The 4,234-nt window shown below is 66.1% G+C and carries 3 protein-coding genes; all 3 read left to right on the forward strand.

Annotation, left to right across the window (positions count from 1 at the left end; genetic code table 11):
• The first annotated feature begins 367 nt into the window (after positions 1-367).
• The 3 genes from NKJ55_RS35070 (at position 368) to NKJ55_RS35080 (ending at position 4,136) form a co-directional block, all read left to right on the forward strand.
• Complete coding sequence (locus NKJ55_RS35070) at positions 368-991, forward strand: CDGSH iron-sulfur domain-containing protein (RefSeq protein WP_352453878.1); 624 nt, start codon at positions 368-370, stop codon at positions 989-991.
• Between the two features lie 118 nt (positions 992-1,109).
• Entirely contained in the window at positions 1,110-1,820 is a 711-nt protein-coding gene (locus NKJ55_RS35075; protein ID WP_352453879.1) for a hypothetical protein, read from the forward strand.
• A gap of 288 nt (positions 1,821-2,108) precedes the next feature.
• Entirely contained in the window at positions 2,109-4,136 is a 2,028-nt protein-coding gene (locus NKJ55_RS35080; protein WP_352453880.1) for a hydantoinase/oxoprolinase N-terminal domain-containing protein, read from the forward strand.
• The last annotated feature ends 98 nt before the right edge of the window (positions 4,137-4,234 follow it).

Genomic DNA, 4,234 nt, shown 5'->3' on the forward strand with positions numbered 1-4,234 from the left:
CGCCTACAGAATCACACACCAACCCGACGCCGCAACTCACAGATGAGTCATCGACGCAACGAAAAGATGTGTGCATCCCCTAGCCTCGAGGGGGGAGAGGGCCGTCCCGCGAGTGCAGGCCGGCAACGGAATTTCAAAGCTGAAACAAAAAACCCGCCTCGGCAGGCGGGTCGTTGGAGCCAATTGGCACCATACGGAAATTAGTAGCATAGCTGCCGGCACAAAGCAAGAACAAAATGTGGTGCTGCGAGCAAAAAAATGGGAATCCCTTAGCGCCGCGCCCGAGGTCGGCCCTCACGAGGGGGAGAATGCTGCCTTGACGTCGTCCTGACTGTCGCCATAGCGTAGTCCGACAGGAGACCCACCCATGGCAGTGGTCGAAGGCGAGAAGATCGACATCGGCTTTTCGGGAAAACGTTGCATCCATTCGCGCAACTGCGTGCTTGGCGATCCGCATGTTTTCGTGCCCAACGCGCCCGGCCAGTGGATCCATCCGGATGCGGCCAGCGTCGAGAAGATTGTGGCGCTCGCCGAAGCCTGCCCGTCCGGCGCCATCACCTATGTCCGCAAGGATGGCGGGCCGCAGGAACAGCCGCCGGTGGTCAACATTGTGCGCATAAGGGAAAACGGTCCGCTTGCCGTCCATACCGAGATCGTGTTGGGCGGCGAAACGTTTTACCGCGCCACGCTGTGCCGCTGCGGCGCCTCGGAAAACAAGCCGTTCTGCGATGGCAGCCACGCCAAGGCTGGCTTCATCGCCACCGGCGAGCCGGCGCTGAAGGACACGCCGGCGCTGGAGGTGCGGAATGGCCCGCTGACCGTCACACCGACGACCAACGGCCCGCTCAAGCTCGAAGGCAATGTCGAAATCGTCACCGGCACCGGCCACACGGTCGACCGCACGCAACGCACCTTCCTCTGCCGCTGCGGCCACTCCGCCAACAAGCCGTTCTGCGATGGCTCGCACAAGCGCGTGGGGTTTGTCGGGTAGGCGGCAAAGCGCTCGCCGCCATCTCGGCCTTCGACAACTAGGCCCGGTTGATGTTAGATCTTTGCTACCAGCGCGTGCATGTGCCGGAGCGGGTTCGTCGGGCTTGGGGGATTTCAAATTGCGCAAATATGTCTTGCTGTTTCTCAGCCTCTGTATCGATTACGCCTGGGTGAACACGGCCGTCGTCCTGGCCGACCGGCTCGGCATTGCCGAGACGGTTCTTGGCCAGCCGGCGTCATGGGCGGCCCGGCAGGTCTTTTCGCTGATCCTGCTCAGCCTTGTACGGGTGGCAAATGCCTCGATGGGCGAACGGCTGCTGTCCTATGCGCAGACGGAGCAGCCTGCCGGCCAGCGTCAATGGGCCAATCTGTTGCTTGGCACGCTGGGTGTCCTGTCCGGTATCTGGTACCTGCTGCGCCTCACCGGACCAGACGACGGCACGCCGTTCCTGTTCATGGTGGAGGACACGCCGCTGAAGACCGCGGCCGTTGCGCTCTACAGCACCCTTTACAGTTGGTGTGGCGTGATGCTGCTGCGCTTCGAGCCCAAGGCGAAGCTCTGTAATGCCCTGCTGTTCGCCTCGGCCCTACCATTGACCGCGATAAACCTGATCTTCTCCCGCGACGCGCTGGTTGCCTCGATGGTGGCGCGCGCCGCCATCGAGGGCCGCACGTTCCCGGTGGAAAAGGCGGAGGTCTATGCCCGCGTCTCGATCTACTACGCCATCCTGCTTGTCGCGGTGATGCTGACGATCCTGTATTTCTGCCGCGAACGGCCCACCGCTTCTGTCGGCAGGCAGATCGAAGGCTCGCCGGGCAACCGGGCGTAGCCCTATTCGGCCAACAAGCCTTTCTTGTGGGGGTAGACGGCCAAGCTGCCAATCTCCCCCTCGAGGGGGAGATGGCCGGCAGGCCAGAGAGGGTCGTTGCGCGTGGAGCGCCATCGTCCTCCGTCGGCGACAGGAGGGTCGCGCCCGGACGTACCGACCCCCTCTGTCGCCTTTGGCGACATCTCCCCGTCGAGAGGGGAGATTACGCTGCCCGTGGCCCAGCCATCACGGCTTTATCGATCCGCCGGTATCCGCTAAGGGGCGGAGACGAATTCTCCGGACCCGCCAATGACCGCCAAGCCCAAACCCTCACCCCTGTTCCTCGGCATCGACACCGGCGGCACCTATACCGACGCCGTGCTGTGGTCGGAGGCCGGCGGGCCAAGCGGCAAGGTGCTGGCCAAGGCCAAGGCGCTGACCACGCGCCATGATCTGGCGGTCGGCATCTCCGGCGCGGTCGATGCGGTGCTCGAAATGGCCGGCACCGACCCGGCAGCGATCAAACTGGTGTCGATGTCGACGACGCTAGCCACCAATGCGCTGGTCGAGGGCCAGGGCGGGCGCGTGGCGCTGGTGATGATCGGCTTTGCCGAGGGCGACCTTGCCCGCGACGGGCTGAAGGCGGCGCTTGGCACCGACCCGGTGGTGTTCTGCCCCGGCGGCCACGATGTCCACGGCAATGCGGCAAAGCTCGATCTGTCCGGGCTGGAGGCAGCTTTGCCGGAACTGGAAAAGTCGGTGTCCGGCTTTGCCGTCTGCGCCTATTTCGCCACCCGCAACCCGGCGCATGAGCTAAGCGCGCGGAACCTGATCCGCGACAGGACCGGCCTGCCGGTCACCGCCAGCCACGAACTGTCGGCCAAGCTCGGCGGCCCGCGCCGGGCGCTGACGACATTGCTCAACGCCAGGCTGATCTCGATGATCGACCGGCTGGTCGCGGCAACCGAAGGCTTTTTGGCCGCGCGCAACATTGCCGCCCCGCTGATGGTGGTGCGCGGCGACGGCGCTCTGGTCTCGGCCGCCTTTGCCCGCCAGCGGCCGATCGAGACCATCCTGTCCGGCCCGGCCGCCAGCCTCGTCGGTGCCCGCCACATGACCGGCCTCGACGATGCCGTGGTCTCCGATATCGGCGGCACCACCACAGATGTCGCCGTGTTGGACAAGGGCCGGCCGCGGCTCGATCCGGAAGGCGCCACCGTCGGCGGTTTCCGCACCATGGTCGAGGCCGTCGCCATGCGCACTTTTGGCCTCGGCGGCGATTCCGAAGTGGCGCTGGAGGACGGCGCGCTCGGCCCGAAGATCCTGCTCGGCCCGCGCCGCCTGGTGCCGCTGGCACTGGCCGGCTTGATGCATGGCGAGGCCGTCACATCAGAGCTCGAACGCCAGCTGCGCGCGCCCAACCCCGGCCGCATGGATGGTCGGCTGGCGGTGCGCACCGGCGTGCCGGAGCGGCTGGCGGCCGGACTGACCGGCGCCGAAGCCAAGCTTTACGAGCTGATCGGTGCCGTGCCGCAGGCTCTCGACAGATTGCTGACCTCGAATGCCCAGAACGCCACCTTGAACCGGCTGGTGTCGCGCGGGCTGGTGCATGTCGCCGGCTTCACGCCGTCGGATGCGGCGCATGTGCTGGGCAGGCAGGCCAATTGGGATGCGACCGCGGCGCGTCTGGGAGCCGAGCTGTTCGCGCGCAGGCGCGACGGCCGCGGCCAGTTCATCGCCGCCTCGCCGGAGGCGATCTCGGAACGGGTGCTGACCGCGCTGACCCGCCTGTCGGCCGAAGTCATCCTCGAAACCGCCTTTGCCGAGGACGGGCTGGATGGCGCTGCGACCGTCGCCCATGCCCTGGTCCAGCGCGCCGTCGACGCGCATCCCGGCATCGCCCGCTTGAGCGTCGCGCTCGACCGTCCGGTGATCGGCCTCGGCGCCTCGGCGCCGCTGCATTATGCCGGTCTGGCCGAGCTGGTCGGCAATCGATGCGTGGTGCCGCAGGATACCGATGTCGCCAACGCGCTCGGCGCCGTCGTCGGCCAGGTCCGGGTTTCGGCCGAGGCGCGGGTCAGCCAGCCCAAGGAAGGCCTGTTCCGCGTCGCCTCCGGTGAAAGCGTGCGCGATTTCAACGACGAAGCAGCGGCGATCGCCGCAGCGGAGAAAGATGTGCGGGCGATTGCCGCTGGACGGGCGAAGGACGCTGGCACCGACAGCGCCGAGATCGAAATCGCCAGCGAGTTCCGCGTCTCCACAGTAGAGGGCCAGCGCATGTTCATCGAGGCGCATGTCGTGGCGGTGGCGTCGGGACGGCCAAGGATTGCGGTGTGAGCGCGTAATCTCCCCCCCTTGAGGGCAGGGGAATCGCATATGGCGATTTTGGGGTTGAGTTTAGGCTGAGAAAGGATTCTTTGGAGAGGCAGTTGAGC

This window comes from Mesorhizobium sp. M0106, assembly GCF_040322715.1.
GTDB lineage: Bacteria > Pseudomonadota > Alphaproteobacteria > Rhizobiales > Rhizobiaceae > Mesorhizobium.

What these genes read in the sequence shown, in the direction of transcription:
- NKJ55_RS35080 (WP_352453880.1), top strand. Translation starts at nt 2,109, where the DNA reads ATGACCGCCAAGCCCAAACCCTCACCCCTGTTCCTCGGCATCGACACC.
- NKJ55_RS35070 (WP_352453878.1), top strand. Translation starts at nt 368, where the DNA reads ATGGCAGTGGTCGAAGGCGAGAAGATCGACATCGGCTTTTCGGGAAAA.